We start from the raw sequence: 25,350 nt of genomic DNA, 5'->3' as shown, positions 1-25,350 counted from the left end.
TTTTATGAGATGTAGAGGTCTTATTCAGTCATTATCTTAGATTCTGACATTTGTCATAATGACTATAGCGGAGGATGAAACACATGAAAAAAGCGATAGAGTGTATCAATCTAGTAAAACTTTGGCGATTACCGCGCCGTTGATCATATGAACTTAAGCTTTAAACAAGGCAAAATATCTGCACTGCTAGGACCGAATGGCGCAGGTAAAACGACAACAATTTCTATGATGCTTGGGCTTATGAAGCCAACATCAGGTGAAGTTCGAATGCTCGGATCACAAGCTGGGGTTGCACAAATGGTTATTCACTTAATCGTAATCGTCGTCATTTTTCTAACGGCAGCTCTTGCACATGATATCGAACTTACAGCTGTACAATGGATTTCTTGCGGAATGTGGTTATGGCTTGGAAGTATTCCAATGCTTGGTCTAGGTGCACTGCTTGGAACACTGAAAAACGCGAATACATCGATTGCCATTGGTAATGTGCTTCAAATGGGTCTTGCGATTGTAGGCGGACTATGGATGCCGCTTCAAAACCTTCCGACATGGATGCAATCGATTGGTCAGTGGCTTCCATCACATAGTTATGCGAGTGGAGCATGGAATATGGTTGCTGGACATATGCCTGGTATGTCGAATTTCATAATATTGGCAGGATATGGTCTCCTGTTTATGGTACTATCTGTTTATATCTTCAATCGACGGGAAGCGGTGTAAATGGATCAACAAAAATGGCGTTTATTTCCGAAATCAGAAGGAGTCGCACCATACTTTTTGCTAACAAATCTAGTAATTCCGATATATTTCTTAGTTCAACAGCCACCTAATTTTCGGTGGCTTGGTTTCGTTCTACTAGCTTTATTTGCTGTACTATTTCGTCAATATTATTTTATTAACAAGTGGGGTCCGCATATTCTAATTACTCAAGTAGGAGTGCTCCTGTGCTTAGCGGCACTGTTTCATCCGATGTTCGCATTTCTAGGTTTCATGGTAGCTGGGCCACTTGCGAAACAAAAACTTCCAATCGTACTCTCTACGTCTATCGGATTTGGAATAGGGATGGCAGTTATAGCAGTTCCATACATAGGCAATGCTGGTCCTCAGCTCTGGATTGGCTTATTGATACCGGTATTTGGACTTTGTGTAATGCCATATATTATTCGCGCCGCAATCAAAGTTCAGCAACGGAATGCACAAATGCGAGCAGATACGGCAGAGCGAATGGCACAGCAGGAAGAGCGACAGCGTATAGCACGGGAGTTGCACGATACTTTAGGACATACATTATCTTTAATCGCGTTAAAGGGGGAAGTTGTAGAGAAGCTGGTCGTACGTAATCCTGATAGAGCGATACTAGAAGCTCGCGAAATACGCGAGACTGCACGATCAGCGCTAAAACAGATGCGTGAATTGGTGACAGAGATGAAGTTTGCCTATTTTGTAGATGAATATCATCATGCGCTTTCACTTTGTTCGGCCGCCGATATGTCGTTAAAGTTATTCTATCAATCGGTTAGTACTCAGAAGCCAGTCGAATGTATAGAACGGGGAGTAATTGCTAACATCGCTTTGCCTTTAAATGCGCTACAGGAGACGATTATGGCGATGTGTTTCCGCGAAACTGTAACAAATGTTGTTCGTCATAGCGGGGCAAAAAACTGTAAGATTTTATTGGAGATTCAAGAGGGAGAAATCCGAGTAACGGTAAGTGATGATGGTGTTGGTGTGGATACGGATCGTATGTATACGAGCAGCAATGGAATGGCGGGGTTACGCCAGCGACTTATTTTGATAGATGGTAGAATATCTCTAACTTCAGCAATCGGCAAGGGAACCGATGTAACGATACATATTCCAAGAGTCATAAGAAATGAGAAGGTAGGGACAGCATAGATGATTTCAGTCATATTGGGAGAAGATCAGAAACTATTACGCGGGGCATTAGCAACGTTACTATCTTTAGAGGATGATATTGAGGTAGTCGGTCAAGCGGAGAATGGGGAAGAAGCAATCGCATTAATACAGCAGGTTAAGCCAGATATTGCAGTACTGGATATTGAAATGCCGCTAAAAACGGGATTGGATGTTGCTGAAGCTATTCATACTGCCGGAATAGAGTGTCGTGTCATTATATTAACGACGTTTGCACGTCCTGGTTATTTTCAGCGGGCGATGGGAGCGGGCGTTTATGGTTATTTGCTAAAAGATACTGGAGCCGATGAATTGTCTGATGCGATTCGTAGAGTCTATCAAGGAAAACGAGCGATCAACGCGGAATTATCGTTAGCTGTATGGGAAGATCCATGTCCACTATCACCTCGTGAGAAAGATGTATTGCGGCTAGCTGCTCAAGGCTTAACGCTTCAAGAGATTGGAGCTCAGCTATTCCTATCCTACGGAACAGTTCGCAACTATATGTCGGAAGCGATTAGCAAGCTGGGTGCGAATACGAGAATTGAAGCGATAGAGATGGCGCGTAGTAAGGGATGGTTGGATTGAAGGAGGCCTTCGCGAAAGCGAAGGTTTTTATCTGAAACATAGGTCAATCCTCAGATGGGGGCAATTTATTAACTGATATGCCATCTCCGGCATGGAAGAACCCGACCTCGAGAGGTCGGTTATTTTCAATTTTTGTGATCGTTTAGACTCCTCCTGCAGCTATTAAGCCACCTTCAATTTTCAGTGTATGAACGACACCGTTCATTTCGAAAGGGGGTACATTTCGTCCATATGTTTTAATACCGCCATAGATATGAACCTCTCCTATGCCTCCACCTGATTTGATGCTTAACCCAATTGCCGAGAGATTTTCTATAACGCCTTGAACGAGCGACTGACCAATACTACCAAACGTTTCAATCCCACGACGAACAATTAGACGACCAACGGGTTGGCTGATTTGGACACCCACGGCACCATTCCCGTGAGTAGTAATTCGGTCAAACTCCGCATATTGTATTGTCCCAACATAAACATTAAAGCCTCGAGCTCCTTGTCCGAATGTCTCAATGGGTGAATAGATTCTCAGATCGTTGACGATGCCAAAATTCACGAAACCAATACTACTCGGACCGAACGAAGTAATCTTTTCCTCTGCAATCCATTGTTTAACATAGCCCCAATTATCGAGAACCATGTCGTTCACACCGTGTGTTACGACAGGACCGCGATTACGTACAAGGTCAACATAAGCATTGTATCCCGTAAAGACCCCGCCAGTGATCTGGTCAGCTGTTCCTGGTGGTATTTTTCCATCGTTATAAACAGCGTTTGTTTCAAGGCGTTGTACTACGAGATGTCCCCCCTTAGCCCCTGCACCACTTACAAAAATGGCGCTTCCTAAAATGGGTGCACCATTTCGGCCGGCCGAAATGCCGCGTAAATCAGCACTAATGATAACGTCTTCTTCGGGCTGCATATTCCAAAGTGTGAATGCACCTTGAGTTACACTAACCCCGAATCCTTTTGGTCGAATCTGTTGACTGCGAGTGTCCGCGGATACGATATCAAGTCCATTTACTTCAATATGGCCGCCTCGTACTTTGTTAAACGCTAGAATCTGAACTTGACCAACAGCAGTCACTCCGTAAAGTCCGATTCGGCCCAAATGTTCTATGTCTGGATCATTAAAGAGAACCCTCTTATCCTGGGAAGCAACAAGTTGGATGTTATGAATTTCATTGTCTGATGATATCTGAAGACCATCAGTTCCATTGGAAAATATAATTATAGCGTGCCTATTTTCACCTCGAAGGGATTGCCCACGGGATAATTGGATGGTTGGAGCGTTCACTATTTCTCCACTGACAATAATCCAGAAAATATTCGAATCCATTGATGCGATTACTAGTTCCTCAACTGTAGTAACAATCTCTTCTTTCTTTAGCATATAGATTGTCCTTCCTTTTCGGATGTAAAGCAAGAGGCTATTTAGATTCTTAATATAGGCTATGTGCAAAATTAGGATTTTATAAATTGTCCTAAGCTTAGGTGCACTTAAAATTTGAAGTTACAAATAGACGGTGAATGGTATCGTACTTAAAAGTGATATTCAACCTCCATCTTCGATTCTGACATTTGTCATAATGACTTTGTGACATCCTACACTAATTGCATGTTTCGCCCAGTTGCTACAATAAGGACATCAAGAAGCGAACGAAACAACTTAGCAAATACAGCACATATAGCGGAGGATGAAACACATGAAAAAAGCGATAGAGTGTATCAATCTAGTAAAACAATTTGGCGATTACCGCGCCGTTGATCATATGAACTTAAGCTTCGAGCAAGGCAAAATATCTGCACTGCTAGGACCAAATGGAGCAGGTAAAACGACAACAATTTCTATGATGCTTGGGCTTATGAAGCCAACATCAGGAGAAGTTCGAATGCTTGGTTCACAAGCTGGAACTAAAGAATTAAGACAACGGGTTGGCGCACTAATGCAAGATGTGAAAGCAGCTGATGGGCTAAACGTGAAAGACGTACTTCAATTGTTCCGTAGTTATTACAAGAACCCAATGTCACTTGAGCGACTGCTCGACATTTCAGGCCTGCATGAAGATGTGAAACGAAAAGCAGCGTCCCTCTCAGGTGGCCAACGACGCAGATTAGCTTTTGCCCAAAGCTTAGCAGGCAATCCAGAGCTACTGCTACTCGATGAACCAACTGTCGGGATGGACATTCAAGCACGTGACCGTTTCTGGGAAACGATCAGAGCACTGGCAAAGGATGGACGCACCGTTCTTCTAACGACACATTACTTAGAAGAAGCTGATGCCATTGCAGATCATATCGCGGTTGTTGGGAGTGGACGCGTTGTAGCAGAAGGAACGCCGGAGAGATTAAAAGCGCAAACGGCGCTTAGAACAATATCGTTCCGATCAACGAATGCACCTCATGAAAAAGAATGGCTTACATTGCCGGGAGTAGAAAAAGCGGAATGCAACGGAGAACGTATTCGCCTGCATGCTAGAGAAACCGATGTGTTGTTATTTAAACTAATGCAGTCCCCATGGGGAGTTACAGATATCGATGTCCAATCAGCAAGTTTAGAAGATACATTCAGAAGTCTTACATCGACTAAATAAAGTACATACTCGCATACACACTAGGAGGAATATCATTATGTTTAACATGTTTATGGCACAAACAAAAGCTGAAAGTTTACGAATTATTCGCAGTCCTTTCTTTCTACTATTTTCGATTGCAATGCCGCTTGGTTTCTACTTTTTGTTCACTACGCTTAACGGTGCAGATAAATCGATTCAATCCACTTCGTGGGCAGTATTCTCGTTAATGTCGATGACAGCATTCAGCTTGATCGGAACGGCAGTTTCTCAGTTCGGCATTCGTTTATCGTTCGAGCACCAAGATGGTTGGGTACGTTTGCTTCGTCTAACACCACTTACTCCAGGCGTATGGCTTGGTAGCAAAATTGTTGCACAAATGGTTATTCACTTGATCGTAATCGTCGTCATTTTTCTAACGGCAGCTCTTGCACATGATATCGAACTTACAGCTGTACAATGGATTTCTTGTGGAATGTGGTTGTGGTTAGGAAGTATTCCTATGCTTGGTCTAGGCGCATTGCTTGGAACACTAAAAAACGCGAATACATCAATTGCCATTGGTAATGTTCTTCAAATGGGTCTTGCGATTGTAGGCGGACTATGGATGCCGCTTCAAAACCTTCCGACATGGATGCAGTCGATTGGACAATGGCTGCCTTCTCACAGCTATGCAAGCGGAGCGTGGAATATGGTTGCTGGGCATATGCCTGGAACGTCAAACTTAATCACATTGGCAGCATACGGTTTGGCGTTCATCGTGCTAGCGGTTTATATCTTTAATCGTAGAGAAGCAGTTTAAGTAGATCGAATATAAACAAAACCCCGACCGTTAGAGGTCGGGGTATTTGTTCTAATCATTGTCGTCTAAAGTATAACTCATCCGTTATTAGCCAAAAAGAGGAAAATGATCTATGTAGTCGAATTAACCTATAAACATTTTTATCCATTTAATATGAAGTCGGAGGTAGAGACGTGATGAAAAAGTTAATTTCTATCTTACTTATAGTAGCGCTTTGTATTCCAGTTTTATTAGCAGCTAAACCAGCACCTATACCAACTAAAAAAGCAACAATTAATAATCAGTATGGAGGTGCTCCATTTGATCCGGATCAGATATATGGGTCAGAAAAAATTAATGTTTTTGAGAAAGGTAATTATACGATTGTTTATTGGGCGGTGTCCGATTTATTTACAAAAGAAACTATATATATGAGTGTTGCAAAAAAAGATAAATGGATAGTTAGAGGGAAGGAAGTATTTACGGTACCGGCATCGCCAGATGTAAAGTTTGAATATTCGCATGACCATCTCTTTTATACGAGTCAGGCGGGTTTAAACGTTGTCGTATTTAATTTGAATAATGGCAATATCGTTTCTAATGAATTAATACAAAAATATGATGAAGGCAGTAGCTATACGGATGCTAAAGTTCTTTCACGAATAAAAACGAACGATAACAGTGGAATAGTGTTCGGGCTTTCTAAAAAAGGTGAATATAACATTTATTTAGAAAAAAATACGCTAAAGCCTATAGCTTTCAAAGATCCGAAAGCTCTTCTTCCAAAGCGACTTATAACTGCGGACCTTATACTTACAACTAACAGAGATCAAATTATTATGAATGAATTGGGAAAGGTGTCCCTGTTTACGATTAAGAAAAAAGATGTGAGTTATGATAAAAAAGGAAAAGAAACATTTTATTTAAAAGCTGAAGGTAAAGCTATTAAAAAGTACTTTGGTGGGAAGTTCTATGTTTATAATGGAACGGAATTAAATGTGTATGATGAAAATTTTAAAAAGTTACAATCCTACTTATTCAATAAATTAGACAAAAAAATGGAGTTTAACAATGTAACGTTTAGAGGTTCGAGTATTCGAATATGGAACTATCATAATTATAAGAATACGAACTCGCTTCAATTAGTAACACTTAAATTCGGCAAATGATTGGTAATTCAGTTTCTCAATTACTCAAACTGATATGAAGCGAGGGTGAAAAATGAATCCATTTCAAGGCAAAGTTGCGATTGTTACCGGTGGAGGAGCTGGAATAGGCAAATCGATATGTGAAGAACTTGCTAGACGTGGTTCAATAGTGGTCATTGCGGATATTCATGAAGATAATGCTCGAAGTGTAGCAGATAACATCGTTCAGAACGGTGGTGTATCCTGTGCAAAAGGTGTGGATGTATCTAAAGAAAACGAAGTTAAGCAGCTCATTGAAAATACTGTTGAACAATATGGTTGCCTTGACTATATGTTCAATAATGCTGGAATTGCAATCGGGGGAGATTGTAGGGATCTCAGTATGGAGCAATGGAATAAAGTTATCGACATTAATTTGTATGGCGTTGTTTACGGATCAACGTATGCCTATCAGATAATGGCTCGCCAAGGTTTTGGGCACATCATTAATACAGCATCTGCAACGGGGTTAATGCCGCAGCCTGGAAATACGCCATATTGTGCGAGCAAGCATGCAGTTGTAGGTCTATCTTTGTCATTGCGATATGAAGGTATGGATTTAGGTGTAAAGGTGAGTACGGTTTGTCCAGGCCATGTACAGACGGACATCTACAAAAATATGAAGGTTGTAAATGTGACAAATGAAAAGGTTGTTGCAAGCTTGCCTGTAAAGGCTATGAACGCTATTGAAGCTGCTGAAATTGTATTAACTGGTGTCATTAAAAATAAAGACATCATCATTTTCCCTAACAATGTGAAATGGGCTTGGCGTATTCATCGCTTTTTTCCAAGGTTGCTTGATAAGGCATGGATAGAGAAGATTAGAAGCATACGCAAGTTGCGGCAGAAAATATGAGTCAACCACTTTTAAACAAAATTTAATCTAAACAAACTATCCCTTTAACCTTGATCATCTAGCATTGTAATTGAGACATCAATTGTAAATAGATGAAACTAGAGTAGAGGGATGGTGTTTTATGAGGTTAATAGAGATCATACTTGTTGTATGTTGTTTGTTTCTATTGGCACAATTGTTTAGTAAAAAGCTGATGAGAAAAACCGGATTATTCGCATGTATTGCAAGCGGCGCAGCATTGGTTTTACATTTGGTTATTGAAGGATATCGATGGCAGTTAGGTTTTATTTATGGAATCGTAGTACTTTCAATAACAATGGTAGGAGCTATGCATTGGAGAGGTGAAGTCCGATTTAGAGTATGGAAACCTGTAACGTTTTTCTTTTATTCATTGATGATTTTACTTACTTTTGCTTCGTCGACTCTAGCATTGATTTTGCCAGTGTTCCAACTACCTGAACCAGATGGTCATTACAAGGTGGGAACAACAGAATTCCACTTCACGGATGCAAGTAGGGAGGAAACTTTTACAGACGAAAAAGAAGATCAGAGGGAGCTAATGGTTCAATTATGGTATCCTGCTCAAAATACGGAAGCTATGAAGGTTATGCCAGTATTTCCGAATGAAAAAGATGTATTTAAAACGTTCGTTGCTGCTTATACAGAGAAGCTCAACGTTCCCGCGTTTACATTGGATTACTGGAAGTATATAAAAAGTAATGCTTATCAGGATGCAAAAATAAAGACAACCGAGGCATCATATCCAGTCATTATACTCAGCCATGGAATGGGAACTGGCAAAGTTATTCATGCCTCACAAGCGGAGAATTTAGCCAGTCATGGATATATTGTAGTTGCGATTGATCATACCTATAATACGATGGCTACAGCTTTTCCAGATGGACATGTCACTAAATTTAATGATAAAAAAGCGGATATGGATCGTACTGCGAATTCCAATTGGCAATTAGATATATGGGCTGATGATGTAGACTTTGTACTAGGTCAATTAAATCAACTGAACGCTGGTTTATTACCTAGCGCATTTACAGGTAAGTTGGATATGACGAACGTAGGCATTATGGGGCATTCTTTTGGCGGGGCGACGGCGTTCCATTCCTATTATACCAATCCTGATTTGAAGGCAGGAATATTGATGGATAGCTCAATGTTTGAACTAGACACTGAATATAATATTACGAAGCCATTTATGTTCATAGAAGCTGAAGATACATATAAGATGCGCGAGAAAAGTAAGGTGTTTGTTTCAGATGAGGAGTTAAAGAGTATAAATTTGACTCGTGAACAACTTAATAAAGCTATTGAAGACAACAATAAGCAATACAAAATTATTGATCATGCTGTTAAGCAGGGAGGTACTCTGATTTATGTGGAGGGAACATCCCATTACAATTTTACAGATCTCCAAATGTATTCACCACTCTTTTCGCTTATGGGGTTTACAGGTGAGATAGAGGGAAGTAGAGGTGCATATATCGTGAATCAATATGTGCTGGACTTCTTTAATAAACATTTAAGAGGTACTGGCGGGGAACTTGCCAATGGCACTAATGCTAACTATCCAGAAGTCATATTCCCTAAATAATGATGCAATAAATAGAATTAACCGTTATTCTCTACTAAAGGGAGGGTTAATCTATGAAAGTAATCGGACTTATTGGTGGCATGAGCTGGGAATCTTCGGTGAAGTATTACCAAATCATCAACGAAGAAGTGAAGCGCAGATTAGGTGGATTACATTCAGCAAAGTGTATGTTATATAGCATTGATTTTGCTGAAATAGAACGTTATCAAGCGGCGGGCGATTGGGAAAGCGCAGGTAGACTACTCGGTGATGTTGCCCAGTCCTTGGAAAAAGGCGGGGCGGAGTTTATCCTCATTTGTACCAATACGATGCATAAAGTAATCGACTATATTGAAGAGAAGATTAATATACCTATCTTACATATTGCAGATGCAACAGCAAATCAAATTCAAAAGGTAGAGTCAAAAACGGTAGGGCTACTAGGTACAAAATATACGATGGAGCAAGATTTTTATAAAGCTCGGATAGCGTCTGCTGGCATAGAAGTTATAGTTCCGAACGGTGAGGACATAGTGATTGTTAACGACATTATCTATAAAGAGTTATGTTTAGGGAAGATGGAGCAATCATCTAGAGATTATTTTAAAGAGGTTATTCAGCGTTTAGTTGATCGTGGAGCAGAAGGAATCATATTGGGCTGTACGGAAATCGGCTTATTAATCAAACAAGAGGATGTAGATGTGCCATTGTTTGATACAACCGTTATTCATGCGATTGAAGCAGTTAATCAAGCATTGGAAGTATAATATAAAAAGCCATTTCTCATACAACAATGAATCGTTGTATGAGAAATGGCTTAATGTTGCTTATTGTACTTTCAATATAAAAGGAGCAGCAATAACTTTACCATCTACTTGAAATTGCCCCCAAATTTTATATACATCTGCTACTGGAAATTCAGTATGGAACATAACATTCGAACCACTGCCCATACCGTCCATTGCATGAACATGAATATATCGTTCAGCAGTATCATCTAAAATAACGGCGTGCCCACGTGTTCCAAGATAAGGTTCTACATCTGGAATGGGCTCACCCGTTGCAGTATCAACGAGCTGAAAGTTAAGCATAACCATCTGCTTTGATTTTAACTCCTCCAAACTAGGCATCATAGTTAGTGTTACTTCTATACCATCAATTGTTTTTGTGAGTGAGGAATCTGGTACGACAGGTTCACTTTTACGCGAAGTTGGTTCAGGTACAGATAGCCATTGTTTGTGGACGGTCAGTTCTTTTCCTGCTGGGATAAATTCGGAAATGAGTAAGAAGTCACCACCAAATGGGAATTGATGTTCTACCTCGAATGTCCCGTCATCCTTTAATTCAGGGTGAATATGTGCAAATTTCGATAAATCTCGGCTTACGATTATAAAGTGGAATAACTTCGTCATATCTTCGGTAAATTGTTTTACGACCTGCCCCTTCGAGTCTTTCACCTCAAGAACTAACGTTTCATTTTGATCGATTGAAATGTCTCCATCGGTTGCCTTTACTTGGACGGTATAGCCATTGCTGCTAGCGTCTTTCATCCCGGATGTTCTTATCTCATGCAATAAGCCACGATTAGGCGGATTACGTTCTAAATCATTCCATGCCCCCTTTGAGCAACCACTTAAAGTAATCATTATTGCAAGTGCGGCAGTAGTGATAAGCGATTTTTTTGTTTTAAACATCCAATTAACTTCCCTCCTGTGCTGGAGGAACGGCTAAGACAGAAAGTCCGAGTGACGCTAACGCAGCAAGAACGAGTGATCCGCTCCATACTTCTGGGGGCCAGCCAATTCCAACATTGATCTCCATAAAGAGAAAGTAAAGACTCCAGACAACAAGCGGTACAACGATTGCAATTAATCGATAACTCCATATGCGGGTACGGTCTGGTTTGAGGGTGTGGAATAGTAGATCAGCGGCTACGCCTCCTGCTAACATAAACAAAATTCCTTGCCAGTTATAAAATCCGTATAATGCGCTCATCATTGTGCTGAGGAATGTCATATAAAAGGTGAATGAGCCGAGAGGCACTTTCCAACGGCTCATAATGAGAACAATCGGAAACATCATCTGTAACGTATGAAGCAAAATAGAAAGTATGCCGCGAACGGACTCAGCTTCAACTATAAAGGGTGAAATCTCCATGATTTGATCGACATTTGGCTGAGCTGCAATGTTATGGACGAAAGTCCATGTGTACATTAAAAAGAAGGAAACAATCATAGCCGACAATGTGGCAGACATTAATGTAGGGAAAAATTGCTTCCAGGTTGGAGCTTGTTCAGGTTTTCTCCATCCGACTCGGAAGGGGCTGCTTAATATTAATAATGCACCAAGCAGTAAGAGTAGATGAGAGGGGCTAAGTAGCGCAGAAAAACCTTCTTCAATTCCGAAAACTGTATGCCAATATAAATCACCAAGTCCGCCGGAAAGGAAGACGAAAACACCAGCTACACCAAGGCCATATCCTTTAGGGATAGCTTTCAGCCATGGAAGTCCCGTACTTCGTTTGTTTTGGTATACAATCCATAATAGCCAGCTAGCAGTTGCCACAAAACCCGAATACAAGATGGCATGCCACGGTGTAAAAAATGATTCGACAGCACCATGATTATGTGCGTAGCCGTCAATAAAAAAACCGATGATGAGCCAGGTTCCTAGTAGCATAGTGATCAAGTTTTTGACTGATGAAACCTTGTCTGCTGGAGTCTGTGAAAAAGTTTGTGTATTGCTTTGCAGTTGAGCCACGGTTTTCCCTCCTCTATAGTCTTTATGAATTAAACATAGCTCATAGATATTCAGAAATGACTAAGTAATTTCTAAAGTTTTCCTGTAGGTGAATGATCGCAAATATCCCATCAAAAATGATGTAGATTTTTTGCATATTCTCACAGTTTGACAGCTGATCATACTCGCCGCTATTGTCTAATGTATAGGTGGCTGATATAGTACAGAAAATGATAAGGCATTATAAACTGGTAGAACTGGGAGATAAACACGATGACAAAAAAAATATTGATCGTAGAAGACGATATTCATATCTCCAAAATTATTGGGATGAATCTAAAGCTGGTGAACTACGAAATTTCCGAAGTTTACGACGGTTTAGCTGCGCTCGAAGCAATAAATCGGGAAAAATTTGATCTTATTTTGCTTGATGTGATGATTCCTAAGCTTGATGGTTTTGCATTAATGGAAAAAATCGGGCCACTTGGTATTCCCGTCATTTTTTTAACTGCCAAAAATTCTGTTTACGATAAAGTAAACGGGCTTAAGCTAGGGGCAGATGATTACATGGTCAAACCCTTTGAAGCAATTGAACTGCTTGCCCGAATTGAAACGGTATTGAGAAGATACGGTAAGGAAGAGCATCTAATAAAGTTTCAAAATGTACAAGTTGATTTAGATAAACGTGAAGTAACCTTGCAAGGGAAATCGGTTGAACTGACTCCAAAAGAATATGAATTGTTAGTGATGTTGCTAAAAAATAAAAACATAGCGTTGTCTAGAGAACAATTTATCGAGAGAGTTTGGGGTGGCGATTATTATGGTGAAACTAGAACGGTGGACATGCATATCAAATCGTTACGAAAAAAACTGGATTTGCAGGACCATATTAAAACGATCTTTAAAATCGGCTACAGACTTGAGGATTAGCTTATGAAATTTTGGCAGAAAATCTATTTGATTTCAATCCTCGTTTTTTTTGTTATTTTTAATGCGGCATCTATAATGGTCATCGAACGAAGTCATAATAAAGTAGTCAGCCAAGAAATGAACAATGCGCTCAGCCAAAATATGAGTATCCATTCGAGTGTTGACGCGATCGTTCCGATCTTGCGTATTTACGATTCTGTCGATTATGAAAAAACGGTGTTAACGAACATTGCTAATGAGTTTGTTGGGAGAAATAGCGATCAGCTCGTTTATTTAGACATTCGAAACGATGCAGGAGATACAATTTTTACTAATGTAGATTTCAAGTTTCCTGAAGATCGTAAGGAATTAGATGGTTTGCTGGAAAATGAGATTAAGTATATTGTGCGGGATATTGATAAACGCACTTTCGTATTCACAACAAATATTGTAGATATTAATCACAAAAAATATGTGTTCACTTATATAAAAGACATTACAGCAGTGTACAAGGATCGTATCGATCAATATCAATTTTTTGTTCAAGTGGATGTCGCTGTATTTGCCCTTTATTTAATCATTATGTATTTTGTAAGTAAAGGTCTCACAAGGCCAATTGATAGACTTAATGACACAGCTCGGCGTATATCAAAAGGTGAATTTTCTGAACGTGTTCGCTTAAAGTCCAAGGACGAAATCGGCGTACTAGCAAACAATTTTAATGAAATGGCTTCCGTCGTAGAGGACAAAATCAATGAGTTGGAGCAGATCAATGAAGGGAAACAGCGGTTTATCAACAATTTCACCCATGAATTGAAGACACCGTTAACTTCCATAATCGGATATGCTAACTTTTTGCGGACGACCAAATATAACGAAGAATTGTTTGTTGATGCACTGGATGTTATATATTCTGAGGGTAAACGGTTGGAGTCGCTTTCTTTGAAATTGATGGATCTGATTTTGCTTCAAGGAGAGCAGTTAGAGCTTACAGAACATGATATGTGTAAAGTCATAGGTGAGATGAAATCTGCGCTTCGCATGAAGGCAAAGGACAAACAAGTCTTGATCGTAACGGACTGTGAAGCGGGTAAGTTATTTTTAGAAAAAGACTTGATCAAAACACTCATTTTTAATCTTGTTGATAATGCACTCAAAGCATCTACCCCAGAGCAGCAAGTTACGATACGTACGTATTGGATGGATGATGATTATATTCTCGAAGTAATAGATAAAGGTGTAGGTATTGCAAAAGAACATCAAGATAAAATATTTGAACCGTTTTATATGGCTGATAAAGCGAGAACAAAAAGTAATAATGGGGCAGGACTTGGTCTAGCTATTTGTCACAGTGTAGCAACTCTTCATCATGCTGTTATGGAAGTGACTAGTGAAGAGAATGTAGGAACAACAATTAGAGTTATTTTCAGCCCATTTGTTAGGAAAGGTGGGACGAACTAATGAGAACATTGAATATGATTGTTTTATGTGCAGCATTAATGATTATGCTGACGGGCTGTGGAGGATATTTTAACAAAGTAGAAAAAAACAAAGTTATGGTAAAAAAGATAAGTGAAGAGCAAGTAACTGAAGAAATCAGTTATGGTGACACTCTTTCACTAGGAACAGTAAATACGTTAAGTATTAATGCAGTGAATAAATATTTTGATAAAAAATTTAAGGAAGACGACGTTAAGATTGATATAAGGGTCGTAGATCAACAAAATTTACGTTATTTATTTGAAAACGTGGAGTATGGAGCTGCTCCACAACCTGAAGGAAATAAATCTATTGTTTTTGACACGCAGGCGATGTTGAAGGAAGTACCGAGTGGTCTGTTCTATGTGGATTTGGGGAGTGTAGCCGATTTCCCCAGTCAATATGAATATAAATATGAATATGATCTTGTACTCAGTGCAAAAGACGGTAAGGTATTGCAAATAAAGGAGCAAATTAACCCCCAACAAGTAGGAATAAGGCAAGAAAAGCAACAAATGAACACCCGAGAAGTGATTTTCACTAGGGAATCTATTGAAGAAGTGATTGATAATGGTACTCGTTTTGTTAAAGAAGAGCTCGGGTTAACGACAGTTCAACCTTTATCGGGAAAAGAAATGATAAGGTGGAATGGATCAGTTGTTGAATTATTTTTTAAGGATGAACAAAACGAGTCGGTCATTGCCAGTGTTTTTGTAGATACGCATACGAATAAGATTGTAGGTTTTAATAGAGGATTAATGGCTGTGCTTAGTTTTTTCTCGTATTAGATAATACCCAAATAGAAGCTTGTGTATGAAGTCAGTTGCAGTCGCAACTGGCTTTTTTTGTGTTGTACAACTCCGAATAGCCAATCGACCAACAGATAATCTGAAAACTTTACAAGTTCAATACAAGTCCATCGTACTTATCATATATTTGGGCAGTACACTGATGAAAGGCCGAAGAGAGAACAGGGATTACGTTTATTAAACGACTGACACAAGGAGAATACAGCAATGAAAAGAATAAGCAGAACACGAGCGAATCGCAGCAATATGCTATTTTTAATAAGTTTTATTATTTTGGTAGGAGTTATTTGGTCAAGTGTGAGTTTAGTAGATTCTTCTAGTGAAGTAAAAGAGCAATTGCCTTCATTACAATCACCTAATAGGGATAAAAACAACTTACTAATAGGTACAGAACGTTACAAAATCGTCATTGATGCTGGACATGGTGGACATGATCCGGGTGCAGAAGGAGCTAGCGGGAATTACGAACGAGACTTCACACTGTCCTTATCCAAAAAGGTATCCGAGCTACTTCAGCAGGACGATAGGTTTGAGGTGCATATGACACGTGGGGAAGATACTTCAGTGGGCTTAGAGGATCGTATTCATTTTTCAAATAATCTTAAGGCTGATGCATTTCTCTCCATTCATGGGAACACATTCACTGATGCAAATGTGTCTGGTACTGAAACTTATTACTACACAGAGGAAAGTTTTAGTCTTGCAAACGAGCTGCATACAAAATTAGTAGAGAGAACAGGGTTTAAAGATCGTGGTGTCCGAAATTTTAAGTGGAAAGTATTAGACGATAACAACTGTCCCGCTATTTTATTAGAAATAGGCTACCTTACAAACAACAGCAACGAATCAGCTATGTTGAACGACGAACATCAGAATAAGACGGCACAGGCGATTGTAGATGGAATCAAGTCTCATTTTATAAAAAAATAAGTTAAGCACCGTTAATAGAGAAGGGAACGATAATGATGAAAAAAACATTTCATGTAATGACAGTACTTGTATTACTGCTTTCTATTATGGCTTGTGGCAAGCCAAGCAATACTGGAGAGACAAATAAATCAACAGATGGTGGAGCTAATCCAACATCAACGACAGGGGAAAAAACATCAGAAAAAAAGGACGATAATTCACCTAAAACAATCGTGTTTTCAACTTTTTATGAGGATGAGTTTTTTGTAGAAGCAAAAAAGAAATATGAAGCTAAACATCCTCATATTACGATCGAGTACAGTTATATCGAATCGACTGATGCAACAGGGGAAGCGAAAGAGAAGGAATATATTAAGAAAACGAATGCAGCGATGTTATCAGGAAAAGGGCCAGATCTCATTCAAATGGACGTATTGCCAATAGGGAAATATGTGAATAAAAACTTGTTGGCAGACATGAACAAAATGATCGATAACGATCCTGCATTTAAGAAGGAAAACTATTTTACTAACGTGTTAGACGGCTCGGAAATGAACGGCAGTTTGTACGGTATTCCTTTAAATTTCTTTATGTATGGTTTTATTGGAAATGAAACAGTTATTGAAAAAAGCGGAGTAGAGTTTGAGGATCACAATTGGAGCTGGAATCAATTTTTTGAAGCGGCAGAAGGTCTCAAGGCTTATGGCGATCCAAACTATTCTTCTTCGTTAGCTGCTTATCCAGAAGAGATATTGAATGAAATCGTAATGGATCAGTACAGTTCATTTGTGGATGAGCCTAATGGAAAAGCGAAGTTTGATTCTGACTCTTTTATCCAATTATTGAAGCAAGTGAAGGGTTTGTATGATAAGGGGATCGCTACCAGTGAGAATGTGCGCTCCATCTTCAGGGAAGAGCAAATTAATTCACCTTCGGATTATTTACTTGCTTTAAAACTAAGTGAAAACTTTGCAGAAGGATATGAAAGCTATGAATACAAATCTAAGCTTTATTCGAGTCCAAAGGCCGAAGGTCAAGGAACGGGTGGATACTTCAGAGGTTATAAAACGTTGGGTATTAACGAAAAGTCTTCGGTGAAAGAAGAAGCTTGGGATTTTGTTACATTCATGTTATCCGAGGAGATGCAGGGATCAAGGGGAACGGGGTTTCCTTTAAATAAAGAGGTTTACAAACAACAAGTGGCAGAGCTGCTAAAGGACGGAAAAGTCGAGGATCATCCAGATGGCTTTTTAGGCGGCATGGTCTTTACGATAACAGCACAGGATATCGAAGGACTGGATGTATTTTTAAAGGAAGCAAAGTATCCGGTTGCGTTTAATCGGGACCAGGTGGAAGAAATAATCGTGGAAGAGTCCAAAGCTTATTTTAGCGGACAGAAGTCAGCTGAAGCGGTGGCGAAACTTATGCAAAATAGAATATCCCTTTATTTGAATGAATAAGAAATGGTTTGTAATAAACCTTGAGCGGGAGTTCAAGGTTTGTTTTTTTCTAGAACACGGAAAGGTGGGTGGATGAAAGTGACTGCTCGCATATGGAGAAAAGGAGCAAAGGTAATGAGAAGAGATAGTGTCATTGCTTTTCTCTTTTTGGCTCCAAGCTTGGCTGGTTTTGCACTATTTTATGTCATACCCTTTGTAATGGGATTTTTTTATTCCTTTCAAGATAACGTTGTGGATGGTTCTTTTGTTGGCATGGACAACTATAAAGAACTAATGGAAAGCAGTTCTTTCCGGAAGGCTGTAAACAATACGATGTTATTTACAGGTGTGAGTGTACCACTCATTATTGCGTTGTCCCTGTTGTTTGCTATTATTTTGAATCAAAAGATTTTTATCCGCAAAGGGCTGCAAACTGCATTTGTTATGCCGCTTGTTGTACCCATCGCATCTATCGTCATGATTTGGGAAGTGTTATTTGATTGGAATGGAACGATAAATAAACTGTTGCAGAACTTTTCGATAGATCGAATTGACTGGATGAAATCAGATTGGTCGATGGGTGTGCTTGTATTTGTTTATATGTGGAAAAACGTTGGCTACAACATCATTTTATTTCTTGCGGGACTACAAAGCATTCCACGGGATTATTATGAAACAGCTGATATAGAGGGTGCTGGGAGACTTCATAAATTGCTTCATATTACGCTAGTGTATTTAACGCCAACGATGTTTTTTGTTACGCTCATGTCGATTATTAATTCTTTCAAAGTATTTCGGGAAACGTACCTGATTGCAGGTGACTATCCGCATGACCGCATCTATATGCTCCAACATTATATGAACAATATGTTCATGTCACTCGATGTACAAAAACTTACAGCTGCTGCGACGTTAATGGTCGCAGGTATTCTATTGCTTGTATCGGGGATGTTGTATTTTGAGCGCCGTTTCCGAAAATTTATTGATTAGCATCTAGGGGGTGAACAAAATAGGGATCTTAAGAAAAGTTTTATTAACTGTTCTGATGGGAACAGTTGCTTTAATAATGTTATTTCCGATTCTATTTACGGTAGCAAACTCTTTTATGTCAGAGGAAGAGATCAAATACAACTATAAGTTAATTGGCGAGATGGTAGAGGTTGAATCAGGTGGTAGTGATGGTTTTATTAACTTAAAGCTTATTCCCGATTGGATATCATTTAAGCAATTTGCTGCAGTACTGGTTCAAACACCTGTATTTCTGCAAATGTATTGGAATTCCATATTTATCGTTGTACCGATTATTGTAGGGCAAGTGCTCGTTGCTTCCCTTGCTGCATATGCTTTTGCCAAACTTAGATTCAAGGGTCGAGACGGAATGTTTCTCATCTATTTAATGACGATGTTAATGCCCTTTCAAGTCACCTTAGTTCCTAACTATATCATTGTAGAGAAACTAGGAATGATGAATACCTCCTCTTCACTTATTTTGCCGGGAATATTCAGCGCATTTGGGGTGTTTATGCTAAGGCAATTTATGCTTCATATTCCGACTTCGTATATTGAAGCAGCTAAGATCGATGGTGCAGGTCATTTCCGCATTTTTTATAGTATTATCGTTCCGCTTATTGGGCCGGGTATTGCTGCACTAGTTGTTTTGTTGTTTGTCGACAATTGGAATATGATCGAGCAACCGCTTATTTTTTTGGAGGATGCATTCAAACAGCCATTATCCCTTTATTTGTCACGAATTAATGAAGAAGCTAGAGGTGTTGCATTTGCAGCCTCTGTCTTATATATGACCCCAATGGTGTTTTTGTATTTGTATGCTGAATCTTATTTTGTTGAAGGTGTCCAACTTTCAGGTATAAAAGGGTAGAGAGGAGATGGTATTGTTGCAAGCCGAAGGAACTAAGAGTGGTCATAAAAGAATGCTTCGTATTTTGTTTGGCTGTTTTATAGGAATGTTATTGCTATTTACACTATTTAGCAACACGTTGCTGTCTCTAACTTTGCCCAAAGTAGCAACTGTAGAAGCTCGTAATGGGGAGTTGGTTCATAGATATCAAGGAAGTGGTGTGCTGAAATATAGAGATGAGTTTCCTTTAATGAATACGATGGGATGGAAAGTAACGAATATTGCTGTCAAGGAGGGTGACCTCGTAAAAAAAGGGGACACGTTAGTTGTCTATGACAGTAAGGAAGCTGAACAACAAATAGAAGATGAACAAGCAAATCTGCAAAAATTGAAGCTGGGAGCGGAAGAGTCGCAGCATCTATTTAAGGAGGCAACAATAAACGGTGATGAAACTATAATCCGCAACGCTAAACGAGATATGCAAATGGAAGAGATCGAAATAAAAACGATGAACAGAAAAATTGAGCAGTTACAAAACGAGTTAGTCAGTAATAGTAAATTGATTGCTCCATTTACTGGTATCGTAATAAAAGTTAATGCTGTGGAAGGTTTAAATGCATCAAATGAAGGGGCAGATATAATACTTGCAAACGGGAATAAAGGGTTGGAATTTGAATTTACAGCACCAGCCAAAGTGACAGCTAATCTCAAGCTAAAAGAAAAGATAGCGGTAAATATATCGAGTACTGCAGGGAATAAAAAGGTTGAAGGAGTTATTGCAGAGATAGAAAATACGAATGCCGTTAATAGTGGAATTGCAGAAAATGAGGATGCTGTTGCTATCGTTCCGATGAAGCGTATTTTAATAACTATTAATGATTTTGAAGCACGTAATGGGGATAGTGTAGTTGTCGATTTAGTAAACAAGACAGAAGAGGAAATACTTTTGTTGCCTAATAAGGCGATACATGAGGATGGCAGCGGATCGTATGTTTATATCGTTGAAGGGAAGCAGGGTCCACTAGGCAATACGTTTTATGCTCGCAGAGTATCCATTACTGTTATTGATTCCAATGAACATGAATCAGCAGTTGAAGATTTTGCAATGAATACGATCATTTTGGAGAGCAGTCATCCTTTGCAGGATGGTGGTAAGATTCGTACAAATTATTGATCGAAATCAGCAGAAGCGATAGCGAAGTTTATACAAAATAGCGGGACGATTTATTTGAATGAATAAGAAATGGTACGTAGTTTTTAGTTTACAACATAGGAGTGTACATCATGAAAAAAACTAGACGCGATATATTATTGATAATGATTATAACGATGAGTATTACAATGTTCGGGACTTCTGTACAGGCAAATTCGAACAATCAATCTTCGTCAATTGTAGCAACAGGAAGTTCGGTGCCTCTCGATGCCTGTATACCTACTAAATTGAAGGACAAAGCAGTGCAGTTTAAAACCTCGGACGGGGTCTTGTTATCGGGACTTCTGCTCGGAGAAGGCTCTAAAGGAGTCACGTTGGGTCATGCTAGCGGCTGGGATGTGTGCAGCTGGCTGCCATTTGCGGAGAAATTGGCAGACCACGGTTATCAGGTTATTTTGTGGAGCTATCGATACAATAATCCGAACGAGGAAGGTTACGGAAAACCTTTCACTCGTGAGGATCTCGATGTGCTGGCGGCAGCTAAGGTGCTTACCGATCGGGGTGTTACCAAAATTGTCTCGGCCGGAGCATCAGTTGGCGGTACCTCATCAGCGATAGCGGCACCCCACATTCCACAACTTGCAGGTCTTGCAATTCTGTCATCGCCGCGTTCGATGGGCGATGGCGCCAGTCTTAACGCGGTTGAAGCCATAAAGAATGTCCATGTACCTTCGTTTTTCGCAGTCTCAACCAAAGATCCGACTGGAGACTACTACTCTGAGGTTGAAGCTTTATATAAGGCTTCCGCTTCCAAGCAGAAGGAATGGGTCGTCATCGATGAATCCTATCATGGTACAGACATGCTCTCCGATACCAATCAAGGGAGGCAGTATGGCACAGAGAAAATCGTTGATAGAACTCAAGGAAAGCAGTTGTCTGACAAGCTCTGGGCTTTCTTCTTACGAACGCTTGGAGATCCCGACGGGAAAAGTACTGAATCAGGGAATAACCAAACTGCAACAGATTCAGATAAGATGGAGCAAGAGCATAACAAAGAGAAGGGCGTTACCAATGAGCCCGTTACAAAGAATGATGATTTGCAAAGCTTCAAGTGGATAAGCGGAATTGTCCTGGTCGCAATGGTCATTTTCATTGGGCTGTTTGTCGTCAAACGTAAACGTCGGAATCCCTGATCTAGAAGTTGTAAAAACAATCAACAGGGTGGATTTTCCCCAATTCATCAAGAATGGGAAATAAGAAACACCCGTCTGTTATCGTAGGCTGGACAAATCAGTGTGTGTTTTACTCTAGCGGTTTTTTTGAATGATTCCTTTTGCGAAGCGAGTGCTTTAATTAGAGGTTAACTAAATGAGGGAGAAACTTCATTATGTAGATCTACAACCACGATTGGTTGTGGATCTTTTTTTGTCAATGCTAGCTGAACAGTAGGTCTATCATTTATTTGAGAGTTATCTCACTCTATTAAGAGTGGAAACATTTTAATCAATCCATTCGTCTAATTGGAAAAGAATGGAGGGTTGTAAGTGGGATACTGGGTTACATCACGATTACATGTCTTCTGGTGTATAGTCATAATGGTTGTCGGTGTCATTTTATTCGTAGGGTGTATGAGACAATCGGAAGTGGGAATCCAAACTGTAAAGCCGTCTATTAAAGTAATTGAAAATCCATCGGACACGTCTTCTATTCCGCAAACAACTTCATTAAATCAACGAGTAACTGAATCACAAGACATTAAAGAAAAGGTGATGTTAAAGTTCTCAGCTCCTATTTTCAAAGAAAAGCCCATCCATTTTCAAATTCCAACTGAAATTTATTATTACGGACTAACCGGTGATTCCTATGATTTATTAACATACGACGGTGATTTAATGTCCTTAACAACTGCTGCTAATGAGCAAATATGGATTCCAACTTGGTATAGTATCCTTGCCGTTAATGATATAAGGGAAGAGGCTCTGACCCGAATTACGGTGAAAAAGAGTGCAAAACTTTCGTTGTTTCCAATGAGCGAATGGAAGCGAGAGATAACGAAAATCGACGAACCATTATACAGCGTACACAAGTGGAAAGAATGGTATGGCGTACCTATCTACCCTGAACATTTTTACAATGAAAATGGGGATTATGCTCCTGTTATGTTATGGGTTCATGAGTCAGATATAGCTGAAAAGGAAGAAGTAACAGAAGTGAATTTAGGGGATGTAAGCGATATTTCGTTAATGGGTGTACAGCAACTAACAGAAGATATTTTTCAAATAGGGGTAAAGCAATCCGTCGTGAAACAATTACTTGGACAGCCTGATATAGTTGAAAAAGCATATAGTTTGATTTATGAGAATGTATCAGAGGGTTATGGTGAAATATGGAGGTACGAGCAGGAAAACTTCCACCTTTCATTGAGCTTTTCTATAGAAAAGACGCTTGAAGAATGGCGATGGATATTACCAATTACGCGAAACGATCAGGTAACAACTAACCGCGACAATGATTCAAATATTCGCATATTTGATCTTCAATCAGCTCTCCCCTCATCAACTGAAGTGGACTGGAATTGGAGAAATAGAGGAACTTTACGGTTTGCGTATTTAGAAGCAGTAACTGATGACGTTGTAATAGTTAGAGGGGATGACGGAGGATTCAGTGGCATGCATTACGCCTCCAACTTATATGCTTTAGACCAGCGCACGGGTAAAAAACTGTGGCAGATAGATGCTGGTCCTGCTTGGTCAACCACTATTTTGGATGAAAAGGGTGAAAATATGACGGTTTATACTCCTTATGATAGTGAGAGTAAAAGCTATCTGTATCGTGTTAGGCATATACGTTTATCGGATGGAAAAACATTATGGACCTATGAGCTTCCACTAGAGCCTGTTGGTAGGTGGAAAATGAGTAGTGGAGACAATGTTATCATTTTAAGTAGAGAAACTTTCGAAGAAGACGGCCTAATTATTGTTTTGGATACACGAACAGGAAAAGTGAAATGGGAGAAATCTTATAAGGAGCAGTTTGAAATATTAAATGAGAAGCGAAGAGACCCTTATGTACTCGTGCAACAACAACAATTTCTATTTGCGGTGCACCTCCAAACCGGTAATGTTCAATGGGAACTGAGTTTAGACGCACCTTGGTCTGAAGTGAAACAGAAGGTAACAATAGATTTTGAAGAGAGAAAGGGAAAGCCCTTACAGGCTAATATGCCTTATCTATTGAAGAAGCATGGAGACAATTTATCGTTAATAGATTTAAGATCGGGTAACATTTTATCGCGTTATGAATTGAAACTTAATGGTGATGTTGAGGTTGTCGATGACCAATATGTACTCGTTGAAGCTACTGTTGATGCTCCTCATCTTAAGGAAGGGAGAACATTTGAAACTTCGTTCTATGATGTATTTGAAGAAAAAATATTATGGACAGTATCCGGTCGGGCGTCTAACGCTAAAATAGAAGGTGATCGTATATTTCTAGAGATTGATGGTGTTCCTAGCGCTATAGATAAATGGACGGGTCGAGTCGTTTGGCAGACGTCGATAATTGGACTTGGTCATTTGAATCCACCTTTCTTAACTAGAGTATTGCTAACGGAACCATTGTTATTTTTGCTCGGAGATGAGTTATTTCATATTAACAAAGAAGATGGGAGTATAAAAAGCCGTATTCATGACGTTCGTTTTGGTTATCCTGAAGGGCGGGACTCGGTTCTGTGGAGTGGACTGTTGAATCGTGATGGAGATATTATTTACCTCGGTTCTGCAAATGGATATTTCTCTAAGTTGAATGTGAACGAGTTAGAAGACTGATAAATAATCCCGAAGACAGCTAAAAATAGTATTCCTATCGTGCTAACTTATATTGTGGTAGTGATAGTAGTTTGTATAAAAGGAAGAGCGTGGGACGGCGAATAGGTTCATCCAAAGAATGAGTTATATCGCTACTATAATGAAAGAAAATTTTAGAACCTGTAATTTTGTTTCGCAATGACTTAATTGCGTTTTATGAATAGGACGCATATTGGATAGTCAGTAGACGGTGTGTTTTAAGTTTTTTAAGCTTTTTTTAAAAAAAAGCTTGCATTAGTGGACAAACGCATGTTATATTATTGTTCCGGCCAAGAAATACACCGGGAAACAAGAACGAAACAAACAAGATTTTCTCATTGGCTCTGCCAAGTAAGAAAACTTGATCAAGATGGATTGATCTTTGAAAACTGAACAACGAGCGAAACTGCCTCATTGATCCTAACGGATGTAATGAAAAAGCAATATGTTTCAATCTTTATCGAAGTAACTCAGCGATGAGCGACCGCGATTAGAGGTTGATTGAAACGCCGATTGGAAATCTTGATTTCCAATGCGGTATAAGTAATGAGCAAGTCAAACACCTTGAAGATTTTATCATTGGCTTTGCCAAGTAATAAAACTTCTAATTTGGAGAGTTTGATCCTGGCTCAGGACGAACGCTGGCGGCGTGCCTAATACATGCAAGTCGAGCGGACTTGATGAAGTGCTTGCACTTCTGATGGTTAGCGGCGGACGGGTGAGTAACAC

Annotated in this window: 22 protein-coding genes and 1 rRNA gene; 20 read left to right on the top strand and 3 right to left on the bottom strand. The window is 39.5% G+C overall.

Annotated features, from left to right (window positions below; translation table 11 throughout):
• Positions 1-147: 147 nt before the first annotated feature.
• Genes I6N90_RS24425 through I6N90_RS24415 form a run of 3 tightly spaced genes read left to right on the top strand, consistent with a single transcriptional unit; the run spans position 148 to position 2,502 of the window.
• Positions 148-720, top strand: coding sequence for an ATP-binding cassette domain-containing protein (locus I6N90_RS24425; RefSeq protein WP_442950987.1), 573 nt, complete (start codon positions 148-150; stop codon positions 718-720).
• On the top strand, positions 721-1,896 hold the full coding sequence (locus I6N90_RS24420; RefSeq protein WP_197938534.1) for a sensor histidine kinase: 1,176 nt from the start codon (positions 721-723) through the stop codon (positions 1,894-1,896).
• On the top strand, positions 1,897-2,502 hold the full coding sequence (locus tag I6N90_RS24415) for a response regulator transcription factor (protein ID WP_197938533.1): 606 nt from the start codon (positions 1,897-1,899) through the stop codon (positions 2,500-2,502).
• Between the two features lie 142 nt (positions 2,503-2,644).
• Here the strand turns inward: I6N90_RS24415 and I6N90_RS24410 are convergent, their stop codons facing one another.
• The gene (locus I6N90_RS24410) at positions 2,645-3,892 is read right to left on the bottom strand and encodes a hypothetical protein (RefSeq protein ID WP_197938532.1); all 1,248 of its coding nucleotides are present in this window, start codon (positions 3,890-3,892) and stop codon (positions 2,645-2,647) included.
• Between the two features lie 313 nt (positions 3,893-4,205).
• Between I6N90_RS24410 and I6N90_RS24405 the strand changes: the two genes are divergently transcribed.
• The 6 genes from I6N90_RS24405 to I6N90_RS24380 all read left to right on the top strand — a co-directional run bounded on the left by I6N90_RS24405 (position 4,206) and on the right by I6N90_RS24380 (position 10,248).
• A complete protein-coding gene (locus tag I6N90_RS24405) occupies positions 4,206-5,093 on the top strand; it encodes an ABC transporter ATP-binding protein (RefSeq protein WP_197938530.1) in 888 nt (295 codons plus the stop codon).
• A 37-nt stretch (positions 5,094-5,130) separates the two neighbouring features.
• Complete coding sequence (locus I6N90_RS24400; RefSeq protein ID WP_197938528.1) at positions 5,131-5,874, top strand: ABC transporter permease; 744 nt, start codon at positions 5,131-5,133, stop codon at positions 5,872-5,874.
• 176 nt (positions 5,875-6,050) lie between these two features.
• A complete protein-coding gene (locus tag I6N90_RS24395) occupies positions 6,051-7,022 on the top strand; it encodes a hypothetical protein (RefSeq protein WP_197938526.1) in 972 nt (323 codons plus the stop codon).
• A 52-nt stretch (positions 7,023-7,074) separates the two neighbouring features.
• Positions 7,075-7,896 carry an SDR family NAD(P)-dependent oxidoreductase gene (locus tag I6N90_RS24390; protein WP_197938524.1) on the top strand — a complete coding sequence of 274 codons (822 nt, stop codon included), beginning with the start codon at positions 7,075-7,077 and terminating at the stop codon, positions 7,894-7,896.
• Between the two features lie 121 nt (positions 7,897-8,017).
• Entirely contained in the window at positions 8,018-9,502 is a 1,485-nt protein-coding gene (locus tag I6N90_RS24385) for an alpha/beta hydrolase family protein (protein WP_197938523.1), read from the top strand.
• A gap of 53 nt (positions 9,503-9,555) precedes the next feature.
• The gene (locus I6N90_RS24380; RefSeq protein WP_197938522.1) at positions 9,556-10,248 is read left to right on the top strand and encodes an aspartate/glutamate racemase family protein; all 693 of its coding nucleotides are present in this window, start codon (positions 9,556-9,558) and stop codon (positions 10,246-10,248) included.
• 60 nt (positions 10,249-10,308) lie between these two features.
• Here the strand turns inward: I6N90_RS24380 and I6N90_RS24375 are convergent, their stop codons facing one another.
• Both I6N90_RS24375 and I6N90_RS24370 read right to left on the bottom strand, forming a co-directional pair.
• Positions 10,309-11,175, bottom strand: coding sequence for a hypothetical protein (locus tag I6N90_RS24375; RefSeq protein WP_197938521.1), 867 nt, complete (start codon positions 11,173-11,175; stop codon positions 10,309-10,311).
• A 4-nt stretch (positions 11,176-11,179) separates the two neighbouring features.
• Complete coding sequence (locus I6N90_RS24370) at positions 11,180-12,241, bottom strand: hypothetical protein (protein WP_197938520.1); 1,062 nt, start codon at positions 12,239-12,241, stop codon at positions 11,180-11,182.
• A 252-nt stretch (positions 12,242-12,493) separates the two neighbouring features.
• On the opposite strand from I6N90_RS24370, the gene I6N90_RS24365 reads away from it, so the two are divergent.
• The 11 genes from I6N90_RS24365 to I6N90_RS24315 all read left to right on the top strand — a co-directional run.
• Positions 12,494-13,150, top strand: coding sequence for a response regulator transcription factor (locus I6N90_RS24365; protein ID WP_197938519.1), 657 nt, complete (start codon positions 12,494-12,496; stop codon positions 13,148-13,150).
• A gap of 3 nt (positions 13,151-13,153) precedes the next feature.
• A complete protein-coding gene (locus I6N90_RS24360) occupies positions 13,154-14,590 on the top strand; it encodes a sensor histidine kinase (RefSeq protein WP_197938518.1) in 1,437 nt (478 codons plus the stop codon).
• A complete protein-coding gene (locus I6N90_RS24355; RefSeq protein WP_197938517.1) occupies positions 14,590-15,396 on the top strand; it encodes a hypothetical protein in 807 nt (268 codons plus the stop codon). Before I6N90_RS24360 ends, I6N90_RS24355 begins: the two co-directional genes overlap by 1 nt.
• A gap of 228 nt (positions 15,397-15,624) precedes the next feature.
• Positions 15,625-16,347, top strand: coding sequence for an N-acetylmuramoyl-L-alanine amidase family protein (locus I6N90_RS24350; RefSeq protein ID WP_197938515.1), 723 nt, complete (start codon positions 15,625-15,627; stop codon positions 16,345-16,347).
• Positions 16,348-16,379: 32 nt separating this feature from the next.
• Positions 16,380-17,786: an ABC transporter substrate-binding protein gene (locus tag I6N90_RS24345; RefSeq protein ID WP_232243317.1), complete on the top strand. Its 1,407-nt coding sequence runs from the start codon at positions 16,380-16,382 to the stop codon at positions 17,784-17,786.
• A 114-nt stretch (positions 17,787-17,900) separates the two neighbouring features.
• Positions 17,901-18,755, top strand: a complete 855-nt coding sequence (locus tag I6N90_RS24340; RefSeq protein WP_197938513.1) for a carbohydrate ABC transporter permease — start codon at positions 17,901-17,903, stop codon at positions 18,753-18,755.
• Positions 18,756-18,810: 55 nt separating this feature from the next.
• A complete protein-coding gene (locus I6N90_RS24335; protein ID WP_197938547.1) occupies positions 18,811-19,644 on the top strand; it encodes a carbohydrate ABC transporter permease in 834 nt (277 codons plus the stop codon).
• A 13-nt stretch (positions 19,645-19,657) separates the two neighbouring features.
• Positions 19,658-20,797: an efflux RND transporter periplasmic adaptor subunit gene (locus I6N90_RS24330; RefSeq protein WP_197938511.1), complete on the top strand. Its 1,140-nt coding sequence runs from the start codon at positions 19,658-19,660 to the stop codon at positions 20,795-20,797.
• 110 nt (positions 20,798-20,907) lie between these two features.
• Positions 20,908-21,969: an alpha/beta hydrolase gene (locus I6N90_RS24325; protein ID WP_197938509.1), complete on the top strand. Its 1,062-nt coding sequence runs from the start codon at positions 20,908-20,910 to the stop codon at positions 21,967-21,969.
• A 351-nt stretch (positions 21,970-22,320) separates the two neighbouring features.
• Positions 22,321-24,603, top strand: a complete 2,283-nt coding sequence (locus tag I6N90_RS25325) for an outer membrane protein assembly factor BamB family protein (protein ID WP_197938508.1) — start codon at positions 22,321-22,323, stop codon at positions 24,601-24,603.
• Between the two features lie 624 nt (positions 24,604-25,227).
• Positions 25,228-25,350, top strand: a 16S ribosomal RNA gene (locus I6N90_RS24315); the annotation flags it as partial.

The organism is Paenibacillus sp. GSMTC-2017 (assembly GCF_016019935.1).
Lineage (GTDB): Bacteria > Bacillota > Bacilli > Paenibacillales > Paenibacillaceae > Pristimantibacillus.
This window is presented reverse-complemented; position numbering and strand designations above follow the sequence as displayed.